The following is a 6,220-nucleotide window of genomic DNA, read 5'->3' on the forward strand; positions in this document are numbered from 1 at the left end:
CGCCCACGGGGTGGTCTACGACACGCTGGAACGCCAGTTCGGCGGTGCCGTCTCGCGAACCTACGCCGAGGCCCAGCAAGGGGCGCTCGCGTGGATGGCTGACCTCGTGGCTATCGAGGACATCGCATGCGACTGGCGCGAGCGCAGCGCCTACACGTACACCAACGACGCCGGTCACGCCGATCGCCTCGCGCGCGAGGAGCAGGCCTCCCGCCGGGCGGGCCTCCCGGTCGCCGCCTCGCTGAGCCTGCCGCGGCCCCTCGAGGCGGTCGCGGGCCTCCAGGTCACGGGTCAGGCCGAGTTCCACCCCTGCCGGTACCTGGCCCGTCTGGCCGATCTCCTGGAGGCCGCCGGGGGCACCATCCACGAGCGCACGCGCGCGACCGACGTCCAGGAGGGCGATCCGTGCGTCGTGAGCACCAGCACCGGCCACGAGGTGCGGGCCGCGCAGGTCGTCGTGGCCACCCACTTCCCGTTCCTGGACCGGGCGGGCTTCTTCGCGCGCCTGCGGGCGGAGCGGTCCTACGCGATCGCCCTTCCCGGGCCGTCGGGGACCCTGCCCGCCGGCATGTTCTACGAGACCGGCGAGCAGACCCGGTCCCTGCGCGTGATCCCGGGCGACACGCACGACCTGCTCGTCGTCGGCGGGGCCGGGCACAAGGCGGGCCAGCGCCGGCGCGACGACGCTCCGTTCACCGACCTCGAGGCGTGGGCGCGGGAGCGGTTCGAGCACCTCGGACCGGTGGCCCACCGCTGGTCCGCCCAGGACCTGATCTCGGTCGACGAGCTTCCGTACGTCGGGCGCTACTGGCCGGCCTCGCGCCGGCTCTGGGTCGCGACCGGCCTGCGCAAGTGGGGCTACACCAACGGCACGGTGGCGGCGATGATCCTCAGCCGCCGGCTGCTCGGGCGACTGCATCCGTGGTCGAAGATGTTCGACACCGGCCGGTTCCACCCGATCGCCGCGGCGCCGAGGTTCGTGCGCGAGAACGCCAACGTGGCGCGGCGCCTCCTGGGCGACCCGGTGAGGACGCGGCTGCAGGCGCCCTCCGTGGAGGACCTCGAGCCGGGGACCGGCCGCATCGTCCGCCACCGCGGGGGCAAGGCCGCCGCGTACCGGGACCCCGAGGGGGTCGTGCACCTCTGCTCGACCCGTTGCACGCATCTCGGCTGCGAGGTGCGGTTCAACGACAGCGAGCGGTCCTGGGACTGCCCGTGCCACGGCTCCCGGTTCGACCCGACCGACGGTGAGGTGCTCGAGGGCCCGGCCGTCCACGCCCTGCACCACGAGATCGATCACGACGCCCCCGCGCCCGCCGCTCAAGACTGAGCGCACGACTGCCGATCATCGGGAGGTGACGGCCCCGACCGCAGCGCACACGGTCCCCTTGGACGGATGATCGAGGCGTCGCGCAGCGCATCGGACGCCTGGAGAGTGGTGCGCGCCTGTGGCGGACGGGTCCTCGCCCTGGTGGCGATCCTGGTGCTCGCAGGCTGCGGTGACGCCGGTGAGCCCGGCGCGCAGGCGCCGCGGCCGCAAGCGCTGACCGTCGGGTTCATCTACGTCGGATCGATCCACGACCGCGGCTACAACCAGGCCGCGCACGAGGGCGCGCTCGCGGTGCGCAGGCAGGTCCCGGGGACCCGGGTCCTCGAGACCCAGCACGTCCCCGAGTCGCGTGCGGCCGCCACGGCCATGGAGGAGCTGATCGCCCGGGGCGCGACCATCGTCTTCGCCACGAGCTTCGGGCATCTCGATGCGGCGCTCGAGGTCGCGGCCCGGCACCCGACGGTGACCTTCCTGCACCAGGGCGGCCAGCAGACGGCCGCCAACCTCGGGACCTACTTCGGCTCGATCTGGGACGCGGAGTACGCAGCCGGCCAGGCCGCCGGGCTGTCGACGCGCAGTGACCGGCTGGGATTCGTCGCCGCCTACCCGATCTCGCAGTCGCTGCTGACGATCAACGCGTTCGCCCTCGGCGCGAGGTCCGTCAACCCCGCGGCCCGGACCCGCGTGCTGTTCACCTCCTCCTGGTGCTCGCCGCGCAAGCAGCGGGACTCGACCCGTCGGCTGCTGCGATGGGGTGCCGACGTCGTAGCGCAGCACCAGGACTGCACCGCGACCGTGATCCGCACCGCCGCCGCGGGCGGAGCTCGCGTGGTCGGGTTCCACCACGACGCCCGCAGCGTCGCCCCGAAGGCCTGGCTGACCGGGGCCCGCTTCCGCTGGGATGCGCTGTTCGTGGACATGGTGCGCACGATCCGGGCGGGCCGGTTCGCGACCAGCCGCTACGCGGGCCGCCTGCGGCTGGGGCTGCGTGACGGCGCCGTGGGCCTCTCGCCGTTCGGTGACGCGGCGACCCCCGCGATCCGCCGCACCGTCCGCCAGACCCTCACGAGCCTGCGGGACGGCACCCTGCGGCCGTTCACCGGGCCGGTGCGGGATCAGGCGGGCCGTGTGCGCATCCGGGGACCGCAGCCGTCGGTCACGGATCTGGAGGAGATCGACTACCTCGTGGAGGGGGTGAGCGGTGACCTTCGCTGAACGCAGGGAGACGCCGCTCGGCAGGCTGACCCAGGTCGTCGTCACGCGCCCGCGCGCATCCGCGGCGCTGCTGTTCGCGCTCCTCATGGCCGTCACGGTCCTGGGGACCCTCGCCACGCACCGAACCGCCGACCAGGACGTGCGTGAGCGGGTCGCCCGCGAGACGACCGAGACCATCGGCATCCTCGAGCGTCGTATCGGCGCCTACACCGAGATCCTCGTCGGGGTCCGGGGGCTGTTCGAGCTCGACGCGGCGCCTCCCTCCGCGCGCTTCTCGGACTTCGTGCGCGGCATGCAGCTTCCGGCCCGGTACCCGGGGATCAAGACCGTGGCGTACGCCACCGTGGTGGAGCCGGTCGATCGCGCGGCGTTCCTGCGCCGGATGCGAGCGCAGCACGGGGGCGCCGCGTTCCGCGTGAGGCCCTCCCGACCGGACGACCGTCAGGTCATCATCTCCTACCTCGAGCCGATCACCGGCAACGCCAGGGCCGTGGGGTTCGACCTGCTCAGCGAACAGCACCGGGCCGCCGCCGTGCAGCTGACGCAGCAGACGGGGCGTCCGTCGATGACGGCGCCGATCCGGCTCCTGCAGGACGGCAAGCGCGGCTTCCTCGTGACGCTCGCGGTCCGCGCCCCCGGGGACTCGCTGGTGAGCAGCAGCGCAGGCCGGCTGATCGGCGTGACGAGCGCGGCCTTCAACGCCACGGAGTTCCTGGCCGGACTCCTCCCGCCGGGCCGGGCCGACGGCGACCTCGAGGTCTACGACGTGGGCGCGACCGCCGGACCGCACCGCACGCGGCCCGCGGCCGGCAACCTGCTCTACGACTCCGACCGGGACCTGCGAGCGCTCCGGCCGATCGATCCCCGTCGCGCGGCGACACGCACGATCGACGTCGGGGGACGGCGCTGGCTCGTGTTCTTCGCTCCGCGAGCGCTGGACACGGGAGCCGTTCGCCTGCCGCTCGCCGTCCTGTCCGGAGGCCTCCTGGTGAGCGTGCTGGCCAGCTGGCTGCTCCTGACCCTCGGTCTGGGACGCACCCGTGCGGTCGAGCTCGCCGTGGAGATGACCGGGGAGCTGCGCCAGGCGCAGAGCCGGTTCCGCACGGCGTTCGCGGATGCGCCGATCGGCATGGCGCTCGTGGCGCTGGACGGACGCTGGATGGAGGCGAACCGAGCCCTCTGCGCGATGCTCGGCTACAGCGAGGACGAACTCCAGGAACGCACCTTCCACGATGTCATGGACCCGGGCTCCCAGGAGTCCGCCGGGGACCTGCTGCCGTCCCTCGCGACCGGGACCAGCCACGAGCGGGACTACGTCCGGCGCGACGGCACGACGGTGACGACGAGCATCTCCGCCTCGCTCGTGCGCGACGCCGACGGCTCCCCCCAGCACTTCATCGCCCAGATCGAGGACATCACGGAACGCCGGCGCGCCGACCAGCGCTTCCGGGACCTCCTCGAGGCGGCACCCGACGCCATGGTGATCGTCGGCCAGGACGGACGCATCGTGCTCGCCAACACCCAGACGCTGCGGCTGTTCGGCTACTCCCGCGTCGACCTCGTCGGCCAGCCCGTCGAGGTCCTGATCCCCGAGCGGCTCCGTGACGGGCACGCAGCCCACCGGGACGCGTACGGCAGCGACCCGCACTCCCGGCCGATGGGCGCGGGACTCGAGCTGTTCGCACGTCGCAAGGACGGCGCGGAGGTCCCGGTCGAGATCAGCCTCTCCCCCCTGGACACCGCCGACGGCCGCCTGGTGTCGGCGGCGATCCGCGACGTCTCCGTGCGTCGTGAGGAGGCGGAGAAGCTGCGCTACCTGGCCGAGCACGACGAGCTCACGGGCCTGCGCAACCGCCGCACGTTCGAGGCCGACCTCGCCCGCGAGACGGCGCGCGCCCGGCGCTACAGCGAGGGCGCGATGCTGCTGATCGACATCGACAGCCTGAAGGACATCAACGACACGCTGGGACACGCTCAGGGCGACGAGCTCATCCGCAGCGTCGGGACGCTGATCGCCACGCGGGTGCGCAGCACGGACATGGTGGCGCGCATCGGCGGCGACGAGTTCGCCGTCCTGATGCCCGACACGCCGATCGACGCCGCCCGTGGGGTCGCCGAGGAGCTGCTGCAGAGCATCCGCGACCACGGCGTCGTCCTCGGCGCGCAGCGGCAGCGGCTCACCGCGAGCATGGGGCTCGCCGCGTTCGGCTCCGCGGGAGCATCCATCGGGGAGGACGTCATGGTGGCGGCCGACCTGGCGCTCTACGAGGCCAAGGAGAGCGGCCGCGATCGCGCGGTCGTCTTCACCGCCGACGCCCCGGACGCCGCGCAGCGCCAGCAGCGCACCGCCTGGTCCCAGCGACTGCGACAGGCTCTGGACCGCGGGCAGCTCACCGCCTACGTGCAGCCGATCATGACGCTCGCCACGGGCCAGATCACGCAGTACGAGCTGCTGGTGCGGCTGATCGACGAGAACGGCAACGCGATCCCACCGAGCGCGTTCATGCCCACGGCCGAGCGCACAGGGCTCGTCCGTGAGATCGACCGCTTCATGATCGAGCGGGCGATCGAGCTGATCGCCGCACCGCACGGCGCCGGCCCCCCGATCTCCTACGAGGTGAACCTGTCGGCCCGCTCGCTCGCCGACCCCGAGCTGCCGCCGTTCGTGTCCGGGCTGCTGCAGCGAACCGGCGCGGACCCGTCGCGACTGGTCTTCGAGATCACCGAGACGGCCGCGATCGCCAACATGGAGCAGGCCCGCGGGTTCGCCGATGCGCTGCGCGATCTGGGGTGCGGGTTCGCGCTGGACGACTTCGGCGCCGGGTTCGCCTCGTTCTACTACCTGAAGCACATGCCGCTCGACTTCCTGAAGATCGACGGCGACTTCGTCCGCACGATCATCTACAACCGCACCGACCAGCTGGTCGTGCGGCACATGGCGGAGATCGCGGCGAACCTCGGGCTCCAGACCATCGCCGAGTTCGTCGAGGACGAGGCCACCCTGGAGCTCCTCACCGAGCTCGGCGTCGATCACGTCCAGGGCTACTACATCGGTCGCCCTGTGCCCAGCGCCGCACCGGCTCCGACCGTCAACACCTAGCCCGCGGCGGGCGGGCCCGGCGCGTTTGGGCGGTCGCCGCCGCCGGGTACATCCGGTACGTCCCCGTACGACAGGAGGCCCCCATGCCCCCAGCCGGAGTCAAGAAGGGCAGCAAGCGCGCCCGACAGTACGAGCACGTCAAGGAGAGCGCCAAGGAGCGCGGAGCGTCCGAGTCACGCGCCGAGGAGATCGCGGCGCGCACGGTCAACAAGGAGCGCGCGCGACACGGCGAGTCCCGAACGGCGTCGCGCACCTCGACCGAGGACCCGCTGTCCTCCGGTGAGCGCGGCGGTCGCCGATCCGGGACGAACCGTCGGAAGGGGCGGACCAAGGACCAGCTGTACGCCGAGGCACGGGACCTCGGCGTCGAGGGCCGGTCGAAGATGACCAAGGACGAGCTCGCCCACGCGGTGGCGGGCAAGAAATCCTCGTAGCCGACGGGCTCAGTCGGGGTCCAGCGAGACGGCCAGGATCGCGACGTCGTCGCGCGGTGGCCCGGTGCCCGAACGGCGGGCGAGGGCCTCCAGCGCGCCGGTGACGGCCTGCGGTCCACGGTCGCGCACCCCTTCGAGCTC

At 72.8% G+C, this 6,220-nt stretch carries 4 protein-coding genes; all 4 read left to right on the forward strand.

Annotated elements, in window-relative coordinates; all coding sequences use genetic code 11:
• On the forward strand, window positions 1–1,330 hold a 1,330-nt coding region (locus ABYE80_RS15615), incomplete at its 5' end, for an FAD-dependent oxidoreductase (RefSeq protein ID WP_372791223.1).
• Between the two features lie 66 nt (window positions 1,331–1,396).
• Complete coding sequence (locus ABYE80_RS15620; protein ID WP_372791224.1) at window positions 1,397–2,545, forward strand: BMP family ABC transporter substrate-binding protein; 1,149 nt, start codon at window positions 1,397–1,399, stop codon at window positions 2,543–2,545.
• Window positions 2,532–5,645: an EAL domain-containing protein gene (locus tag ABYE80_RS15625; RefSeq protein WP_372791225.1), complete on the forward strand. Its 3,114-nt coding sequence runs from the start codon at window positions 2,532–2,534 to the stop codon at window positions 5,643–5,645. The genes ABYE80_RS15620 and ABYE80_RS15625 overlap by 14 nt, the downstream gene beginning before the upstream one ends.
• An 83-nt stretch (window positions 5,646–5,728) precedes the next feature.
• Window positions 5,729–6,079: a plasmid stabilization protein gene (locus ABYE80_RS15630; protein WP_372791226.1), complete on the forward strand. Its 351-nt coding sequence runs from the start codon at window positions 5,729–5,731 to the stop codon at window positions 6,077–6,079.
• Window positions 6,080–6,220 lie beyond the last annotated feature (141 nt).

This window comes from Paraconexibacter sp. (assembly GCF_041602235.1).
In the GTDB taxonomy this organism is placed as follows: Bacteria; Actinomycetota; Thermoleophilia; order Solirubrobacterales; family Solirubrobacteraceae; genus Paraconexibacter.